The organism is Aminobacter sp. J41 (genome assembly GCF_000526635.1).
Lineage (GTDB): Bacteria > Pseudomonadota > Alphaproteobacteria > Rhizobiales > Rhizobiaceae > Aerobium.
The window spans coordinates 155,820-174,546 of the sequence record NZ_JAGL01000002.1 but is presented as its reverse complement, the minus strand read 5'-3'; the positions used below and the strand labels follow the sequence as shown (position 1 = coordinate 174,546).

Sequence of the window (18,727 nt, the reverse complement as noted above, 5' to 3'; positions counted from 1 at the left end):
GTGGCGGTGCGCCCTATGCACATCGCCACCTTTCTGTTTCAAGGTCTCAGCAAGCCTTCGCGGTCAACAATTTGTCGAATCACTTGCAGCGGGTGGCGCGCGTCGACGTTTGCCTGAATCTTCGTCTGGCAGCGGCAGGAGAAGCCGGTGGCAAGAACTTGGCCCTCGGCCTTCTCGATATGCCGCGACCACGACAGATCGAAGATCTTCGCGGATGTTGCGGCATTTCGGGTTTCGTGGCCCCAGGTGCCGGCCATTCCGCAGCATCCCGCATTCGGGACGGACACGTCCCGGCCTAGCGCCTTGAACACCACGGTCCACTCCGCCTTGCTGTCCGAATGCAGCGTCCGCTCGGTGCAGTGGAGCATGAGCGTGAGAGGGGCGCTCGGCACCTTCTTTACGAGTGCGGCCAGCTTGTCGGTCTTCGACGCCAGCCATTGCTGCGGCAACAGGACCGGGAGTCCGCCGGGTACAATCTCCCGATATTCGTCGTGATAGGCGAGGATGGTCGCGGGCTCGATACCGACGAGTGTGAAACCTTTGCCGGCAAGATCCTGCAGCACTTCCGCCGTTGCCCTGGCCTGACGCTCGAACGCCTTGAGGCGGCCGAGCACATGGAGAGGCTTTCCATTCGGCCGGAACGGCATGAGGTAAGGCTTGAACCCCAGCGCGACGGCGATCCGGGCGAAGTCGAGAACCAGTCCGTGCTCGAAGAACCGCGTGAAGGCGTCAGGAACAATGACGACCGCCTTTTCGGGATCCGGAAGCACGTCGAACCTCAGGTATTCGAGGCCAGCGGCCTTCATTTCTGCGTCCCGAAGCGGCGTGGGCAGCTCCGGCAGGTGGTTGAAGCCAAGCCTCCTGAGCAGCGGGGTGAGGGGGCCATTCAGGCCGAGATTGGCAAGCTTCGGGAAAGCGGCCGCAAGCGGCAGCACCCTTTCCAGTCCCGCTAGCAGATGGTCGCGCAGCGGACGTGAATGGCGGGCGTACCAGCTTTCCATGAAGCGAGCGCGAAAACGCGGCACGTCGACCTGTACCGGGCAGGCACGCGCGCAGGCCTTGCACGACAGGCACTCGTCGAGCGCCTGCTTGACCTCTTTCTCGAATTCCGGGTCGGCGCGGCCTTCCGGCCCGCCCTGGCGCAGCCATTCCCGCACCAGCGCCGATCGGCCCTTGGGAGAATTCCGGCGGTCATTCGTAGCCTTATAGGAAGGGCACATGACCTCGTTCTGGACCTGATTGAAGCAGGCGCCATTGCCGTTGCAGGAAATCGCGCCCTCGTACTGGTCGCGCAACGCTTCGGGGATCTGCCGGTCCGAGGCACCGCGCAGCGGTACTCCGTCGATCTTCAGGAGCGGCGCGCCCCTTGCGGAGGCGATTTTTCCCGGATTGAGCTGGTCGCGCGGGTCGAAGGCGCGCTTGACCTCTTCAAGCGCTGGATAGAGCGGGCCGAAGACGCGCGGGACGAATTCGGAGCGCACGCCCTTGCCGTGCTCACCCCACAGCAAGCCGCCATATTTTCTTGCCAGCGCCTCAACCTGCTCGGTCACGCGGCGCACCAAGGTCTCCTCATTCGGATCGATGAGGTCGAGGGCGGGACGTACATGCAAAACGCCGGCGTCGACATGTCCGAACATGCCGTACTGAAGTCCTTCCGCGTCGAGAACGGCGCGGAATTCGCGGATGAACGGTTCGAGGTTTTCGGGCGGGACCGCGCAGTCCTCGACGAAGGGAACCGGCCGGCGCTTGCCAGCGGTGCGGCCAAGCAGGCCGACGGCCTTCTTGCGCATTTCGGTGATCCTGGCGACATCCGCGCCGCGCGCCAGCGTGTGGCCGCGGCGTCCGCTGGCGGGTTGCTGCAGGCGTTCGAGTGCCGCCTTCATTTGCGCGTCAACCGCCGCTTCGTCGTCGCCCGTGAACTCGACGAGATTGACGCCCTTTGCATCGGCATCCGGAAAGAAGGGGGCGACGTGCGCCCAGACAGGGTCGGCCTGGGCGAGGCTCAGCACCCGACTGTCGACGGTCTCGACCGCAGCTGCGCCCAGACCTGCCAGGACGCGAGCATCCTTCAGGGCTGCCTGAAAATCGTCGTAGAAGACGTTGATCTGCTGCGAGACCTTGGGGATCGGCACCAGGTTCAGTTTCGCTTCGGCAAGCAGCGCCAGCGTGCCTTCAGAACCGCAGAGGACCGCCCGAGGGTCTAGGCGTCCCTCGGCATCGCGCAGATGGGCAAGGTCGTAGCCGGTGAGGAAACGGTTCAGTTTCGGGAACCGCTCCGCGATGAGGTCCGCATAATCATGGGTGATCCTGTCGAGCGCACGCAGGATTTCTCCCTCTCGTCCCGCACTCGCGGCAAGCTCTTCCCCGGTCCGTGGCCCCGCCTTAAAGATGTCGCCCCCCACGAGCACGGCTTTCAACTCCAGGACATGGTTCGAGGTCTTGCCGTAGAGACAGGATCCCTGGCCGCAGGCGTCGGTGGAGATCATTCCGCCGATCGTGGCGCGGTTCGACGTCGAAAGTTCCGGTGCGAAGAAGAGGCCGTAAGGCAGCAGCGCCTCGTTCAGCTTGTCCTTGATGACACCGGGCTGCACACGCGCCCAGCGTTCCTCGACATTGATCTCGAGGATCCCGGTGAGATAGCGGGAGAACTCGACCACGAGCCCTTCGCCCAGCGACTGGCCGTTGGTGCCGGTGCCGCCGCCGCGCGGGCGCAGCACGACCTTCTCAAATCGCGGTTCGGCGAGGAGCCTGCCGATGCGCCGCAGATCCTCGACCGACTTAGGAAAGACGACAGCCTCTGGCACGACCTGATAGATCGAGTTGTCGGTCGCCAGCACCTGGCGCGCGGAACGCTCCTCGGAAAGGTCGCCTTCAAATCCGGCCGCTTTCAGCGCCGCCAGAAAAGCCGGGTAAAGCTCCATGGCCTCGTCATTCCAGATTGGGCGGAGGGCGGCTCGACCGCCTTCCGCCAGCAATTGCATTACTTGTTGAGGAAAAGCCGCTGCTCGACGATCTCCGCGATCGCATCGGGCAGCTCGATCTTGCTGAGGTCTTTCGCCGGCACCTTGCCCTGGTTCTGCTGGACGTCCGCTATGGCGTCAGCAAGGCGGCCGACGAGTCCGATCTCGTCATAGGTCTTGGCCACCTCGCGCATTTCCGCGGCACGGCGAATGCCGTGGCGCAGCGTGCGCTCGAACATGTATTCGACGTTCTTCGGCCAGCCGAGGCCCGGGAAAGTTTCGGCGAGCGATCCCATGACGCGGTCAAGGCAGCCCGAGGACCTTGCGGCGAGCATCACCTCAACGGTGAGTGCCTCGAGGCCCTTCACGAACATCGAGCGGACCATCTTGATGGCGGTGGCGTCGCCGACGTCCTCGCTGACCGTCTCGAAGGCAAAGCCGTGCGCCGCAAGAATGGGTTCCAGTTCCTTAGCGGTCTTGCCGGCGAGCAGCACGGGTGTTGCGTGGCCGCGAGGATGAACCGGAGCCATCACCGCCATGTCGAGATAGACCGCGCCGGTCGCCTCGACGAGGGCGGCGGTTTCCTTCTTGCGTCCCGGCGAAACGGAGTTGATGTCGATGTAGAGCTGGCCGGGCTTCAGATAGGCCAGTGCGGACTTGGCGGCCTCGAGCGACTGGTCGGCCGTCACCGCCGCGAAGATCCAGTCAGCATCGGCGATTGCGGCTTCGACGGAAGCCTCGAAGCGCAGGCCGCGCGAGCGCGCCTCCGATGCGATGCTCTCGTCCTGCAGAATGTCATATGCTGCAGTGAATTCCGCTTCGCCCTTACCCTTGAGCGTGTCGGTGAAGGCGCGCGCAGCTTCACCATAGCCGATGAACGCTATTTTCATGTCGGTACCCCGGTTTGAATGCAGGATCGGCCTGCCTTGAAACGGTCTCAGAGAAGTTGCGAACCCGCCTGGCAGCGGCGGCGCTCTCTGTGTCGGGGAATTTGTGCACCTAAAGCGGTGCGACTGCTTCATCGGAAGTTGTCGATGCAATATAAAAAAATGTGAAACGGTGTCATGTTGGCGGGGTAAAACCCTTGATCTCTTCCCCTAGGACTTCGAAGAAATTTTCAAGAAAAAACAACTGCGTTTTGCTGGGCAGCCAGTCGCTTCGCATCGTCATTCCGATCGCACGCCCCCCAATCGGCGTTTGAAAGCGCAGTGGCGTGAGAAGGCCGAGCTTCACCTCGAGCGCCATCTGCCTGACGGACAGGATCGCAAGGGTGTCGCTCTCGAGAAGGACCGATCGGGTCAGCAGGGTGGAGGGGGCTTCAATGCGTACGCGGGGGCCTTCGCTGCGGCCCTCGAAAAGCGCATTGAGCGCGGAGCGTATGGGGGTTCCCTCCTGCTGCGCCACCCATTCGAAAGCCGCAAGATCGTCGACGGTAACGTCTTTGCCGTCGAGCGGATGTCCTTTACGGGCAATGATGGAGTAAGGGTCGCTGAAGAGGAAGGTTTCGACAACGTCGTTGGCCGGTGGCGGATTTCTGATCGCGCCGATGAGCATGTCAGCCTCGCCGGACCGGAGAGCCTTCAGCATCGTGTCGTAGATGCCTTCGAGGACGACAAAGTCCAGTCCGGGAGCCTTCGCGCGCGTGCGATTGATCGCTTTGCCAAGGATCGATGACCGAATCATCGGGAGTGAAGCAATGAGGACCCGCCCGACGAGGGTGCCATCGGAGCCCTTCAACTCCTCTTCCGCAGTTTCGAGTTCGCGCAGCGCGATCCTGAATTGCCGGGCAAGTTCGGCGCCGGCCCGGTTCACGCTGAGGCCCTGCGGCGTCTTCGTATAGAGCTCGTATCCGAGATTGCTCTCGATGTCGCGCACCGCGCGATGAAGCGCGGAGACGGAAATATCGTCAGCCTTGGCGGCCAGGAGCAGCGAACCGTGATGGCTAACGGAGATGTGGGCGAAGATCTGTGCCGCGGTCAGGCGTGCAAGAATGTGATTGCTCTGCGTGAGGGACGGGGCAGATGCCCGTTCAGAAGCGAGCACAATGCCGCGCTGGAGCAGGCGAAAGAAGCGCTCGCACCTGTGCCACAACACCTTGCCTTCTTCGGTAGGCTGGCTGCCTCCGCTGCGGCGTGTGAGAAGCGGGACCTCGTAGTATTCCTCAAGCCGTGACAACGCTTGCGAGATAGCCGGCTGTGCCACGTTCAACCCCTTGGATGCCGCGTTGAGCGACCCGAGTTCGCACACCGACATGAACATCCTGAGGTGCCGCAGGTTGGGGAAGCGGGTAGGGCGTTTCATCAAAACTTATATCGCATTTCGTGGCTTCTATTATCGGCCTGCGATCTGCCGAAGCAATATGCGGTCACGAAATCCCATTGGCCTGGACGACCGGGCAGATATGCCGGGGCGCTCAGGGAGCCCTTTCCGGCATAGGTTCACGAGGAGAGGGAGCCTTTAAATGGGAGGGGCCATACGGCAGGAAGATTGCTGCTTTAGCAGCGGCGGCGGCGCCGTCGGGTGACGTTCGCCCATTATTCGTCCTGGCGTGTTCGCAAGGAATTTAAGGCGTACTTATGCAAATATTCGCAGATACTCTCGCTGTTCTCTTTTCCGTTCCGGGGCTGCTGTCCATTATAGCGGGTACTGCGATCGGCATCGTGGTGGGCGCACTGCCGGGGCTGGGCCCCTCGATTGGTATCAGCCTTCTGATTCCTTTCACCTATACGATGACGCCCGAGACCTCGATGTTGCTGCTGATCTCGCTGTACATGGCGGCAGAGTACGGGGGCTCCGTGTCGGCCATCCTGCTGTCCACGCCGGGAACGGCCGCCGCTGCCGCGACGACGATCGACGGCTTTGCCCTGACTCAGAACGGGCAGGCGAACAAGGCGCTCGCCATCTCGCTGTCGGCATCGACCGTTGGCGGTATCATTGGCGGAATTGCGCTACTTTTCCTCGCGATGCCGCTGTCGAAGCTGGCGTTGCAGTTCGGACCCGCAAGCTATTTCGCGGTTGGTCTGTTTGGTCTTACCTCCGTTGCTGCGCTTTCCGGCGGCTCGCTCATCAAGGGTCTCATCGGTGCGGCCTTCGGCCTGCTCCTCGCCTTCATCGGCATCGATCCGATTGGCGGCATGCCGCGCTTCACCTTCGATCAGATTGCCCTGTTCGAAGGCATACCGATGCTGGCGGTTCTGATCGGTCTCTTCGCGGTGTCTGAAGGATACCTGCTCGCTGAATCGGCCGGAAAGCAACGCGGACGCGTTTCAAAGGGAGCAGTGCGCGCGGTTTATCTCACCTTCCGTGAGTGGAAGGAGCTGGCGAGCACGATGGTGTCGGGTTCCGTCATCGGCACTTTCCTTGGCATCCTTCCGGGTGTCGGCGGCAACATTGCCTGCTGGGTTGCGCGTGACTATGCGATGCGCCGCAATCCCAAGCTGCCGTTCGGCAAGGGCGAACCGCGCGGCATCGCCGCTCCGGAATCATCCAACAACGCGACGGTAGGCGGCGCAATGGTTCCCTTGCTTGCTCTGGGCGTGCCTGGCTCCCCCACGACTGCCGTCATTGTCGGTGCACTCGTCCTGCACGGCCTGCGTCCGGGACCGCAACTCTTCACCGATCAGCCGGTGCTGGTTTACACCATCCTGCTCGGCCTGCTGCTCGCATGTGTCGTCATGTTCGTGCTCGCATCGCTGTCGCTGCCCTGGATGTCGCGCGTCATCAACCTGCCGGACTCCGTGCTTGCTGTCGGTATCCTGATCTTCGCAATCCTCGGCGCCTATTCGCTGCGCAACCTCGCCTTCGACGTCTGGCTGACGCTCGGTTTTGGCGTGATCGGATACCTGATGAAGAAGCTCGCATTTCCCGTAGCGCCGGTCGTGCTCGCGCTTGTCCTCGGCTACCTCGTGGAGACGAACTTCCGCACAGCGCTTGTGACCTCGCGCGGCTCCTACAGCATCTTTTTCACCGACCCGGTTTCGCTGGTCTTCCTGCTGCTGAGCGTTGCCAGCATCCTTTTCCCAATTTGGCGAGCCTGGCGCGAGAAAAGCGCCTGACCGCCCAACCGAACCACTTGGAGGAAAACAAACATGGTATTCAATCCAACACGCCGCTCCGTTCTCGCTGGCCTGGGGGCTGTTCCCCTCGTCCTGCAGGTGAAGGGCGCATTCGCCGCAGGTTATCCGGAGAAGACGGTCAACCTCGTCGTCTGGGCAGGCGCAGGTGGCGCGCTTGACACCTACGGCCGGCAGCTCGCCGAACTCCTGACGAAGGAAGCAGGCTGGACCGTCGCGGTGCAGAACCGCCCGGGCGGCTCGGGCGCGGTGGGCGTCTCGACCGTTCTGGCGCAGCCGGCTGACGGCTACAACATCCTCGTCTGCACGGGCACGCTGACCTTCGGCATCGCCCAGGGGCTCATCCCGTTCAAGCTCGAGGACATGCGCTACCTGCGCGCGATGCAGGCCGAACCGTCGTCCGTGGCGGTGCGCGCCGACAGCGAGCTTAAGACGCTGGAAGACTTCGTTACCTACATGCGCGACAACCCGAACAAGCTGCGCGTTGGCGGCCATGCACCGGCCGGCTTCCACCAGTACATCCTCTACCAGCTGGGGCAGATGGGCAAATTCGAGGCCGGCTGGATCCCGCACGACGCATCGGGCAAGGTTCCGCTGTCGCTGCTCGGTGGCCACATGGACGTCGCCATCATGACGCCCTCGAGCGGCCTCGCTCAGGTCGAAAGCGGCGAGATCCGCCTGCTGGGCATCTCCACCGACGAGCGCTCGGACTTCTTCCCCGACGTTCCGACCTTCAAGGAACAGGGCTACGACATCGTCGACAGCGTCTGGCGCGGCATCGCCGTTCACGGCCAGACACCGGACGACATCGTCGCCGAAATCCAGAAGGCGGTCGACAAGGTTGAGGCTTCACAGGACTGGCTCGACTTCCAGAACCGCGAGAAGCAGGAAAACATCAACCTCGCCGAGGAAGCCTACACGGATCTGGTCAAGCGCCAGCTCGCCCAGCAGACCGAGTTCCTAAAATCGATCGGGCTGGTGCAGTGAGTACTGCGGAAAACATCGAACAGGGCGGCGGCAACACCGCCGCCCTGCTGGCTCAGAAGCTGATCATTGCCGTTGCCGCGCTTGCCTGCTTCGCGGTCTTCTTCCGTTCGGCATGGCTAATGCCGCCGGTGCGGGCTGCGGGCGACGTCGGCTCGGCCTTCCTGCCCCTCATCATGGCGGTGATCGGCTTTGGCCTGAGCCTGATCTATCTGGTCCAAGTCCTCACGGGGCGTGATGATACGAAGGCGCTGGTGCATCCGATGGCGCTGGTCCTCTTGGTGCTCACCCTCGGCACGGTCACCCTGATCTACGGGCTCGGCATGCCGTTAGCGCTTGGCGCCGGCGCTGCGATCATGGTGCTGGTGCTTGAGCGAGGCAAGGCTCCGCTCTGGGCCGCAGGCACCGGCATCGTCTTCTGGGCGCTGACCAAATTCGGCTTTGGCATGCTCCTCGGCGTGCCGCTGATGTGAGTGAAGCAGCTCCGCCAACGTGATCGGTGGCAGGTACGGTCGTTAGACTGACCATGATGGCGCGTCCAATCGGCGCGCCATCATCTTTATTGGCTGGCCGAACGGGTCAACGGCAGTTGCGTGCGGAGCAGTAACCCCCAGGGCTTTGGCCATGCGAGTCCTCCGTCCGCCGCGACGCCTCAAAGGACTACGGGACCGTCGGGGGGGCTTTGACGCCGAAGGCCAAGCCCTGCTGGTCAAGCAGATCGATGACTGGAAGGGCTATGTCGCAGCCGCCGGGATCGTGCCGGAATAACAACACCGGAGCCATCTCCTAGCGCGATTCAACCCGACCGCCGCGTCTATCCCCTTGCGGACTGGACGTGGCGCCGGCGTTTTTCCGTTGCTGCTCGGCGGCATTGTTCGGAGTCTTGCTGGATCGGCGTAGATCCGGCGATAGCAGAAAGTAACCCCCCGCCACCGTTAGTGGGGATCGCACGCGTTGCAAATGAGCGGCCCGGGCATGCTCCTCTCCATTTCGGTTACTCGCGCTTTCCAGGTCACTCACCTCAGGCCATTCAGCGCAGCGATCTCGGTTCAAATTCCAGTCAGTAGAATTAAATTTCGTTAGTTGACAATGTTGCAGCCCTGTGTGATCTGGAGGCGGTCAGGTGGGGGAGGCCGATGTACCAGTTCAGTCAGCAAGACAGCGCAGGGGTGCTTAGTGTGCCGGCGGCGGCGCAGATCATCGACGCGACGTACCGCGCGATTGGTCTGGGCGAGGTCGAGGCATCCGAACCGTCGATGATGCGCATCGGATCCACTCCGTTCCGCTTGGGTGCCAAGGGGGCGGTTCTGCACCATCTCGGTATTGCCGGCGTTCGCTTGACCTCACGGGCCGCGCCGCGCCTGATGCTCTGGTCGCTCGAGAACGGCGAGCCGATCGCGTTCTTCGATGAGAGCGAGATGTATCGGTTCCGCACCGGCGTGTCGGCGGCGGTGGTTGCGCGCTATCTGCTGCAGGGACGCTCGTTGAAACGGGTGGCCATTGTCGGGGCAGGTCCGATCGCACGGCAAATGGCGTCAGCCATCCATCAATTGCTGCAGCCAGACGAGATCGCCGTTACCGCGCGCAGCCGCGCATCGGCGGAAAGTTTCGCGTCCGATGCGGCGGCGAAGGATGAGCCGGTGGTCGTGGCGAATGACGTTGCTGAAGCGACGCGCGATGCGGGCCTCATCATCACCATTACCAGCGCAAACGAAGAACTCGTGCGGCCTGAACATGTCGCGGACGGTACGGTCGTGCTGTCGATGGGTGGAGGTCTTGAGACGTCTTACGAGGTCTGGGCCTCCGCAGCAGCGCGCTATGTCGACGACCTCAGCTACGCGCTTCATCAGGGCGATGCGGCAGCATGGATCAAGGCTGGTGCGACGGACCTGGCCGGATTTAAGAAAAGCGTTTCGGGAACGGTGGGCGCGCTTGCCGCCGGCGTAACGGCCGCACCTGCTGAACCGCGACGGCATCTGATGGTGATCGTCCAGGGTACGACGGCGCTGGATATCGCCCTTGCCCATTCAATCTACCTCTCCCGGGCAGGCGTTGAGGAGCCTCGGTAACACATGCACCCCACCTTTCTCGATCGCCTCTGCACGGCGGTTCTCAATCCGGATATTCTGAACGATGGCAGCAAGCGCGAACTCATCAGCCGCGCGGTGGCCGATACGCTGGCCGTGGCTGCCGCGGGCTTTCCGGAACCGGTGACCCGCAACGTTCTGGCCGCGTACCGTGGCAATGGTCCACGTGCATGGTCGGGCGAGGCTTGCGAGAGCGAAGAAGCCGCAATTCTCGTCAACGGGGCGGCCGCGCACGCGCTCGACTTCGATGACGTCTATCTCGAAAGCATGGCGCATATCAGCACCGTGCTGCTGCCAGCCGTATTCCGCCAGGGCGAAGACGAGCCGGAGGCGGTTCTCAGTGCCTTCGCTGCCGGGCTCGTTGCCGCCAAGGCCGTGGCACGCCGCGTCGGTCCCGGTCACTACCACAAGGGATTTCATGGCACCGCCACCATCGGCACCTTTGCTGCAGCGGCTGCGTGCGGCCGGCTTGCCGGATTGAACGCAGAGCAAATGGCAAATGCTTTGGCATTGGCGGCGTCGATGTCGTCGGGCCTTCAGGTCAACTTTTCGACACAGACGAAGCCGGTCCATGCTGGACTAGCCGCCGCCGCTGGCTACCGGGCAGCCCGGCTTGCCCAGGCAGGCGTAACCGGCTCGCGCAACATCTTTGGCCAGCGGGGCTATCCGGATCTGTACGGGGTTGGCGATGGCGAGGAAGAACCCGGCGAGGATGCATTCGACCTTCGCCCCGACATGATCTCCGTAAAGCTTTATCCGTGCTGCTATGCCTCGCATCGCCTCGTCGGGATCGCGCTCGATGCGCGGGAAGTGCTTGGCCCGCGCATTGCCGACGAAGGCGCTCGCTACGCGCTGAAAGTGCCGGCTGGCAGCATCAGCCTGCTGAAGCACCGCCGCCCGCAAGACAGCATGCAGGCAAAGTTCTCGCCGACCTATCCGGTGGCGGTGGCGCTGTTGCGGGGAACGCCGACGCTCGCCGATTTTGCCGACGCTGCTGTGACGGACGCTGACGTCTCCGTAATCATCGACCGGTTGGACATCATCGAGGACGAGACGCAGCAAAGCGGCGGCGACATCGAGTTCGGGGCCGTCACCCTGACCGTGACCCTTCCTGGTGAAGCACCGCACAAGTTTACCCGATCTGCGCTGCCTGGCTCTCCGCTCGATCCGCCTGCCGCCGCGCCGTTGCGCGACAAGTTCGCCGGCTGTCTTCGCATCTATTCCGACGCCACCGGTTCAGCCTTCCCGATCCTCGAACGCGTCCGCGGTCTGGGCGTCGATGAATGGCTGGCTGGTGAGCCTTCTCCATCCCGCAAATGCCCTTGATCCACGGAGTAAATCCTTGAGCGTACAAATGATCGATCTTGTCCGGATGCTGCGCACGCCGCTGGAGCTGAACTGCAAGCCGGGCGACAAGATCCTCATCGTCACAGACACGGCTATCGATCCGATCGTGTGGCAGGCGTTCGCTGCCGCCGCCGGCACGATGAACATCGAGTACACCGTCGCGCTGATGTCGCCGCGTGCCACCCACGCGCTCAACCCCACCAGCGCAATCTGCACCGCTGCCGAGGATCCGGAGCTCGATCTTGTCGTCTATCTCACCAGCACGGCGCTTGCGCATTCCCCGCTGAACGCGCGGTTGCTCGAGATCGGCAAGCGCCACCTTCTGATGGAAGAACTGACGCCGGCAATGCTGCGTCCTGACGGTCCGGCTGGCGCCGACTACAAGGCAATGAACGTGCTCGGCAAGAAGGTCGAAAAGATCTTCACCGAGGGCAAGACCATCCGCGTGACCTGCCCGAACGGTACCGATCTGACGGCCAGCATCGAAGGCCGTCCTGGCCGTGCCATCACCGGTACCGTCTTCAAGATGCGTGACAATGGCGGCGGCGGTTGCGCCTTCCCGGATGGCGAGACACATATTTGCCCGGTCGAGGGCACCGGCGAAGGGCGGGTCGTTTTCGATCTGACCGCGCATTCCGTCGGCGCGCTCAAGGAGCACATCATCCTCACCATCGAAAAAGGCTTCGTTACCAAGATCGAGGGCGGCGCGCAGGCCGAAACCTGGCGCAATATCCTTGCCACCCACGGTGACCCGGCCAGCTACAACGCCCCCGCCGAAATCGCCCTCGGCCTCAACCCGAACGTGAAGCCCGTCGGCTCCATGCGCACCGACAAGAAGATGTACGGAACGGCGCATATTGGCATGGGCGACACCATCACGCTTGGCGGTACCTGCCATGCCAAACTCCGGCTGGAAGGCGTCATTTCTAAGCCGGAGATCTCGGTCGACGGCATCAAGGTGTCGAGCCAGGGCAAGATCCTGGTCGACTGAACCCTATCCCACGCATCGGAAGCGCGGGTCTGGAGCGCTTCCACAATTTATCAAACGGAGGAAACCCAAGATGACACGTAAGCTTCTTGCCACTCTCGCAGCCGGCGCTGCTGCGCTCATCGTCGCTTCAGGTGCTGCATTTGCACAGTCGGTCAGCCTGACGCTCGCACACCAGTACCCGTCCACCCAGCCGATCGGCGATGGCTACAACCTGTGGGCCAAGCGCGTCGAGGAACTGAGCAATGGCGACATTAAGGTTCAGGTTTTCCCGGGCAGCACACTGATCGGCTCGGATGAGTCCTTCAATGCCGTCTCGACGGGTTCCGTCAGCGCGTCGAACATGATCGGCGGCTTCCAGGCCGGCGACATCCCGGAGCTGGCATCGATCACCATGCCGTTCCTGTTCGATGACTACGCGCACTACAAGCGCGCGGTCGACGGCGGCCTGCGCGAACTCGTTGCCAGCTGGTATGAAGCCAAGAACATTAAGCTGCTGTCGTTCTTCCCGAAGGGCAACGACCAGGTCTTCCACAAGTCGAAGTTCCTGCTGACGCCTGAAGACTTCGCTGGTGCCCAGATCCGCGGCGTCGGTGGCGCCTCCGACGACGTCCTTCGCGCACTCGGCGCGAACGTTGTTCGCCTGCCCACCACGGAAGTGACGCAGGGCCTGCAGCGCGGCGTGGTCGACGGCATCGTGACCAACTGCGTCGCCCACATTGGCCGCTCCTGGTACGAGCAGTCGCCGTACGCGTCGATCGTCTCGCTCAAGAACGACATCGAGGGCCTCGGTCTCAACCTCGACGCCTGGAACGAGCTGAGCGAAGAGCAGCAGAAGATCGTCATGGACGCGGCCGCGGAAATGGAGGCCTTCGAGTGGGAAATGATGGAGCGCGTCGAGTCGAAGGAGTGCTTCGACAACTGGGCCGAGAAGAAGGTCAATGTTCAGGTGACGACACCGGAGCAGAAAGCCGTTCTTAAGGAGAAGGTTGCTTCCGTCTATGACGACTACAAGGCGAAGCTCCCGATCCTCGAAGACGTTCTCAAGATCGTAGAAGCAGCCCGCTAAGGCTGGAGACGACGAGGGTAGTCCAATGTCCCAACCTCGCGGTCACTCCGACGACACGGTTGAACCCGTCGGGAACAACCCGCTGGAGAAGCTGGCGACGGCAGTCGTTCATGTCGCTGCGGTAATCCTGCAGGTGGCGGCGGTCGCCCTCGTCGTAAATGCCATCTACCGGTACACGGTAGGTGGCGGCTTCCCCGTAATCGACGAAGGAGCGCGCTTCTCGCTGCTGATCGTCGTCTTCCTCGGCCTCGCCGGCACTCACATCGTCGGCGGGCACGTGAAGGTAGATCTCCTGCTTGCGGTCCTGCCGAAAAGGGTGACGTCGGCCATCAACGGCTATCTCGTTCCCCTGGGCAGCATGCTGTTCCTCGGACTGCTGGGGTGGTCCGGCTGGAAGTCGACTCTGCAGATGTATCTGCGTGGTACGACTACACCCAGCCAGCCTTACATCACGCTGTGGCCGATTAGTGCGGTTATCCCGTTCGGCTGTGGCCTGCTTATCCTCCTACTTCTGCTTCATCTCATGCGGCGTATTTCTCGGGACCTTTCCCGCGACAGACGCGCCCAAGACTGATCGTCATCCGGGAGCAATCAATGAATCTCGGCATAACTGCTGGTCTGGTAACGGCCGGACTGCTTGCACTCCTGCTTCTCGGAATTCCGATCGCCTATGTGCTCGGCATGACGGGTATATTTGGACTCTACTCGGCCACCGGCGGCACCAGTGCGTGGATTTCGCTGACATCTGGCGCGGCCATGCATCTCTCGAGCTCGAGCCTCTTGGCGATTCCGCTCTTCATGCTGATGAGCGCCTACATCACCGAAAGCGGCATGGGGCCAAAGCTTCTCGACTTCACTGATAAGTGGTTCTCGAAGATGCCGGGCGCCCTCTACAACGCGGCACTTGCCGCCTGCGGCGCGTTTTCTACCCTTTCGGGATCGAGCGTTGCCACTGCAGGCGCCATCGGCGGTGTGGTCATTCCTGAGTTCCAGCGCCGCGGCCTCAATGTCAAGCGCGGCATGGGGGCCGTCGCCGCAGGCGGCACGCTCGGCGTGCTAATCCCGCCAAGCACCGGCTTCATCATCTATGGCGAATTGACGGAAACTTCCGTCGCCCGACTCTTCATGGCTGGAATTATACCGGGCCTGTCGATCCTGGCCGTGTTCATGATCTACACAATGATCGTGTCGCACGCCGAGGAACGGAAAGCGCCACCTTCCATCCAACCCGATGTGACCTGGGTCGAACGCTGGACGTCGCTGCGCCAGATCTGGTCGGCGATCGTGCTGATGCTTGCGGTTCTTGGCGGCATATTCTTTGGCGTGGTCACCCCGACGGAAGCCGCAGCGCTCGGAGCACTGGCCGCGATGTTGATCGGCATTTATGTTCTGAAGGGGCTGACGTGGAAGGGCGTTCACAGGGCAGCCGTACGTTCGATCTATTCGATTACGATGATCGGCACGATCCTGCTCGGAGGTCTGATCCTTGGACGCGCGATCACCATGCTTGGCATCTCCCAGGATCTGGTCGATCTGATCCAGAGCACGGGCCAGCCCGGCTGGATGGTCATCATCTGGATCATGCTCTTGCTCTTCTTCCTGGGAATGTTCCTGGATGGCGCAGCCATGACGGTGATCACGATTCCGCTGCTGTTCCCGGTGATCTCGTCCTATGGCTACGACCCCGTGTGGTTCGCTATTGTGTTCGTCGTGAACACCGAGATCGGTCTCCTGACGCCTCCAGTCGGCATGAACCTCTTCATCGTCAAGGCGATCTCCGGCGAGCCGATGAGCGATGTGGTCAAGGGTGCGCTGCCTTACACGCTGCTTCTCCTGATGATGCTGATCATCCTGATTATCTTCCCGCAGATCAGCCTGTGGCTGCCGGATCTCCTGATGGGACCTCGCTGATTTCTTGACATGAATATGCCGCTCCTGAACAAGGGGCGGCATTCCACGCATTGTTGCAGGGGCGAGTATGACTACGAAGGACGCCGCACGTCTCGACGGGCCAATCGTTCGCGCGCTGAAGCTCATTCGTCTGCTTGCGGAAATCGACTCCGACATCTCCATCAAGGATGCCGCGAGCCATCTGGACCTCCCCGCCAGCACCACGCATCGGCTACTGCGCCTGCTGATGCAGGAAGGCATGGTCGCCAAGGATCCGAAGACATCGCGCTACCGCGCGGGTCTTGATCTCGAGCGGCTAGGCACGCTCTTGAGCTACAAGAAGGGTTTCAAGGACCTCACGCTCCCGTTCTTGCAGAAGATCGCGCAGCAATGCGGCGAAGCCTGCATGTTCGTCGCCTATCTGCCAGCAACCCAGCAGGTCAGCCTGATGACGGCGATTAACTCGCTGCATCCGTTGCGCTACGAGATGGAGCTCTATGTTCCTCACACCGTGCTTTGGGGAGCGACAGGGCGCTCGATACTGGCTTTCCTTCCCGAGGAAGAGCAGAAAAAAATCGTGGAAACGCGGGTTCCGTCACCCACCACCGGTGCCCTGCCACCCGCCTGGGAAGAGCTGAAGCCTGAACTCGACGCGATCCGGAGCAAGGGCTACGTACTGACCAGGAGCCAGAAGGTCAGTGGCGCAATCGGCATAGGCGCACCGATCCGCAACGGAGAGGGCAGGGTCATCGGCAGCTTCTGCATCACTATCCCTGAGATCCGCTTCGATCCTGCGAAGGAAGCCGAACTCGCCACGTTGCTGCTGAACGAGACAAGGGCTTTCAGCGCAACAATCGGGTATAAGGTTCCTTAACGCTCCTTTCGTCCGAAGCCGCTATCGCAGTGGCGTTTAACGGCTGGGCAAAGTGCCGACGGCCATTCCAATCACTAACGGTCCCCTGCTCGCAGCCCGCGCTCCTGCGCGTTTTATTTCGCCTGAAACCTCGCACTCACGCCTGCCGTTGAGGAGAGGCGCAATGCGGGTCTTGGTGTTTGGGGTGGTCGCTGGTATTCTGGCCCCAACGTTAAAGATGAATGCGCCAGCAGCGTCCTTCGGGCTCGCGCGGCGTCAAAGGAAAATCGAGTGGAAGACCCCGATCGAGGCGCAAAGGCGCCACAGAACGGGGCGTTTGGCGGTGTCGGCGGGCGTATTGTGCCCGCAGCTCCGCCTCCCGGCCGGCAGTCCGCCCAGGCCGGCGGCGACTCCGCAGGTACGCGAAGTGGCCGCAACGCCCCGCAAGGCAAGGGACCGAATCGAAAGCGGCGAAAGCGGCGGCGGGGACGGAAGGTTTTTGCCCGCGAAGGTGCAGATGGCGCAGCCCCCCAGGCGGATGTCAAGCATTCCAGTCCCGCGGGACCCGCCCAGAAGGGGCGCGGAAGTGTCTCCGCAAGGGCGCCGCTTCCGAAAGTTCCGCCAGCACCCCCTGCAGGACCAAAGCCAGCTCCGGCGCGCCAGATTGGCGGGACGCGGACGCCCGGCATCCAGCCAGCGCGCTCGAACGAGCTGCCGGTCTATGCCGCGCTTGACCTCGGCACCAACAACTGCCGCCTGCTCGTCGCCGTGCCGACACGGCCCGGCCAGTTCCGGGTGATCGACGCGTTTTCGCGAATCGTGCGGCTCGGCGAGGGGCTGTCGACGTCCGGACGGCTGGGAAAGCCCGCCATGGATCGCGCCATTGAGGCGCTAAAAGTGTGCGGGGACAAGCTGCGATCGCGCCACGTGCGCCGCGCGCGGCTGATCGCGACCGAAGCCTGTCGCTCGGCCGAAAACGGTATCGAGTTTCTGGAGCGCGTGAAGCGCGAGGCGGGGATTTCGCTCGAAATCATCGACCGCAAGACCGAGGCGCGGCTTGCCGTATCAGGCTGCGGTTCGCTGGTCGACCGCAGCACCGACGGCGTCGTGCTGTTCGACATCGGCGGAGGCTCGTCGGAGATCGCGCTGATTGATCTTTCGACTGCCCGCACGCCGCGGCTCGCGAACCACATCGTGTCGTGGACGTCGCTGCCGGTCGGCGTGGTCTCGCTTGCCGAGCGATTCGGCGGCAGGGACGTCACGCCCGAGCTGTTCCAGTCGATGGTCGAGGAAGTGTCGGGCATGCTCGACCGCTTCGAGGGCAAGCTGAGGCTTGCCCATGTAACCGCCGACCGCAAGCGGTTCCACCTGCTCGGAACCTCCGGCACGGTGACGACGCTAGCGGGCGTGCATCTCGGTCTCGACCGCTACGACCGCCGCCGCGTCGATGGCCTGTGGATGGACAACCGCCAGGTCGACGCGATGATCAACAAGCTGCTCGGGTGGAATTTCGAGCAGCGCGTCGCAAATGCGTGTATAGGCGCCGACCGGGCAGATCTGGTGCTGGCCGGCTGCGCCATCCTGGAAGCCATTCGCCGCCACTGGCCGGCGGAGCGGCTGCGGGTGGCCGATCGCGGCCTGCGCGAAGGCATGCTGTCCGAACTGATGGCAGATGACGGAGCGTGGCGCCGCTGGCGCAAGGGAGCGTCTGGAAAATGAAGAAACCCGGCAAAGGGGCTGCGCTGTCAGGCAGCGGAGCGCGCGCGCTGAAGACGCGCGTCAAGAAGAAGAGCGGGCTGAAGGTTTCCTCGCGGCGCTGGCTGGAGCGGCACCTGAACGACCCTTACGTGCACCGGTCGAAGGCTGAGGGCTGGCGCTCGCGCGCAGCCTTCAAGCTGATCGAGATCGACGACAAGCACAAGCTCTTGAAGCCCGGCATGCGGGTGGTGGACCTTGGTGCTGCTCCGGGCGGCTGGCTGCAGGTCGCGGCGCAGCGCATCAAGTCGCCCGATGACGCACCGACGGTGGTTGGCGTCGACTATCTGGAAATCGATCCGATTCCGGGCGCTACCTTCCTGCAGAAAGATTTTCTGGACGACGATGCGCCAGAGAAGCTGATGGAGGCGCTGGGGGGCTTGCCCGATGTCGTTATGTCCGACATGGCGGCACCCACTACCGGCCATCGTCGCACCGATCACATCCGGACCATGCACCTGTGTGAGGTCGCGGCGGATTTCGCCGTATCGGTGCTGAAGCCCGGCGGGCATTTTCTCGCCAAGACCTTCCAGGGCGGCACGGAGAACGCGTTGCTAGACATGCTCAAGCAGAATTTCCGCACCGTCATGCACGTGAAGCCGCCGGCCTCGCGCGAAGAATCGGTCGAGCTCTACCTGCTCGCTAAGGATTTTAAGGGCCGGCCGGAAAAGACAGCCGAGCCTGTCGAGGCCGAGGCGAAATAGGTTCGCCGGGACATTGT

General features: G+C 62.6%; 15 protein-coding genes. 12 read left to right on the top strand and 3 right to left on the bottom strand.

The window, feature by feature from the left end; genetic code table 11:
- Positions 1-38 precede the first annotated feature (38 nt).
- From L630_RS0102285 to L630_RS0102275, 3 genes are all read right to left on the bottom strand, one after another.
- Positions 39-2,921, bottom strand: a complete 2,883-nt coding sequence (locus L630_RS0102285) for an FAD-binding and (Fe-S)-binding domain-containing protein (protein ID WP_034329180.1) — start codon at positions 2,919-2,921, stop codon at positions 39-41.
- Between the two features lie 59 nt (positions 2,922-2,980).
- A complete protein-coding gene (locus L630_RS0102280) occupies positions 2,981-3,850 on the bottom strand; it encodes a DUF1932 domain-containing protein (RefSeq protein ID WP_024846671.1) in 870 nt (289 codons plus the stop codon).
- Between the two features lie 172 nt (positions 3,851-4,022).
- The gene (locus L630_RS0102275) at positions 4,023-5,261 is read right to left on the bottom strand and encodes a LysR family transcriptional regulator (RefSeq protein ID WP_084465705.1); all 1,239 of its coding nucleotides are present in this window, start codon (positions 5,259-5,261) and stop codon (positions 4,023-4,025) included.
- A gap of 275 nt (positions 5,262-5,536) precedes the next feature.
- Here L630_RS0102275 and L630_RS0102270 point away from each other — a divergent pair, with 275 nt between their 5' ends.
- The 12 genes from L630_RS0102270 (at position 5,537) to L630_RS0102210 (ending at position 18,710) form a co-directional block, all read left to right on the top strand.
- On the top strand, positions 5,537-7,015 hold the full coding sequence (locus L630_RS0102270; RefSeq protein WP_024846669.1) for a tripartite tricarboxylate transporter permease: 1,479 nt from the start codon (positions 5,537-5,539) through the stop codon (positions 7,013-7,015).
- A gap of 33 nt (positions 7,016-7,048) precedes the next feature.
- Complete coding sequence (locus tag L630_RS0102265; RefSeq protein ID WP_024846668.1) at positions 7,049-8,020, top strand: tripartite tricarboxylate transporter substrate binding protein; 972 nt, start codon at positions 7,049-7,051, stop codon at positions 8,018-8,020.
- Complete coding sequence (locus L630_RS0102260) at positions 8,017-8,490, top strand: tripartite tricarboxylate transporter TctB family protein (protein WP_024846667.1); 474 nt, start codon at positions 8,017-8,019, stop codon at positions 8,488-8,490. Before L630_RS0102265 ends, L630_RS0102260 begins: the two co-directional genes overlap by 4 nt.
- A 663-nt stretch (positions 8,491-9,153) precedes the next feature.
- Positions 9,154-10,086: a hypothetical protein gene (locus L630_RS0102250; protein ID WP_084465701.1), complete on the top strand. Its 933-nt coding sequence runs from the start codon at positions 9,154-9,156 to the stop codon at positions 10,084-10,086.
- 3 nt (positions 10,087-10,089) lie between these two features.
- On the top strand, positions 10,090-11,430 hold the full coding sequence (locus tag L630_RS22080) for an MmgE/PrpD family protein (protein ID WP_024846665.1): 1,341 nt from the start codon (positions 10,090-10,092) through the stop codon (positions 11,428-11,430).
- A 16-nt stretch (positions 11,431-11,446) separates the two neighbouring features.
- Positions 11,447-12,442, top strand: a complete 996-nt coding sequence (locus L630_RS0102240) for an aminopeptidase (RefSeq protein WP_186445248.1) — start codon at positions 11,447-11,449, stop codon at positions 12,440-12,442.
- Positions 12,443-12,512: 70 nt separating this feature from the next.
- The gene (locus L630_RS0102235; protein WP_024846663.1) at positions 12,513-13,508 is read left to right on the top strand and encodes a TRAP transporter substrate-binding protein; all 996 of its coding nucleotides are present in this window, start codon (positions 12,513-12,515) and stop codon (positions 13,506-13,508) included.
- A 25-nt stretch (positions 13,509-13,533) separates the two neighbouring features.
- Positions 13,534-14,082: a TRAP transporter small permease gene (locus tag L630_RS0102230; protein WP_024846662.1), complete on the top strand. Its 549-nt coding sequence runs from the start codon at positions 13,534-13,536 to the stop codon at positions 14,080-14,082.
- Between the two features lie 20 nt (positions 14,083-14,102).
- Positions 14,103-15,419, top strand: a complete 1,317-nt coding sequence (locus tag L630_RS0102225) for a TRAP transporter large permease (protein ID WP_024846661.1) — start codon at positions 14,103-14,105, stop codon at positions 15,417-15,419.
- Between the two features lie 67 nt (positions 15,420-15,486).
- Entirely contained in the window at positions 15,487-16,272 is a 786-nt protein-coding gene (locus tag L630_RS0102220) for an IclR family transcriptional regulator (protein ID WP_024846660.1), read from the top strand.
- A 270-nt stretch (positions 16,273-16,542) separates the two neighbouring features.
- A complete protein-coding gene (locus tag L630_RS0102215; RefSeq protein ID WP_024846659.1) occupies positions 16,543-17,970 on the top strand; it encodes a Ppx/GppA phosphatase family protein in 1,428 nt (475 codons plus the stop codon).
- A complete protein-coding gene (locus tag L630_RS0102210; protein WP_024846658.1) occupies positions 17,967-18,710 on the top strand; it encodes an RlmE family RNA methyltransferase in 744 nt (247 codons plus the stop codon). The genes L630_RS0102215 and L630_RS0102210 overlap by 4 nt, the downstream gene beginning before the upstream one ends.
- The last annotated feature ends 17 nt before the right edge of the window (positions 18,711-18,727 follow it).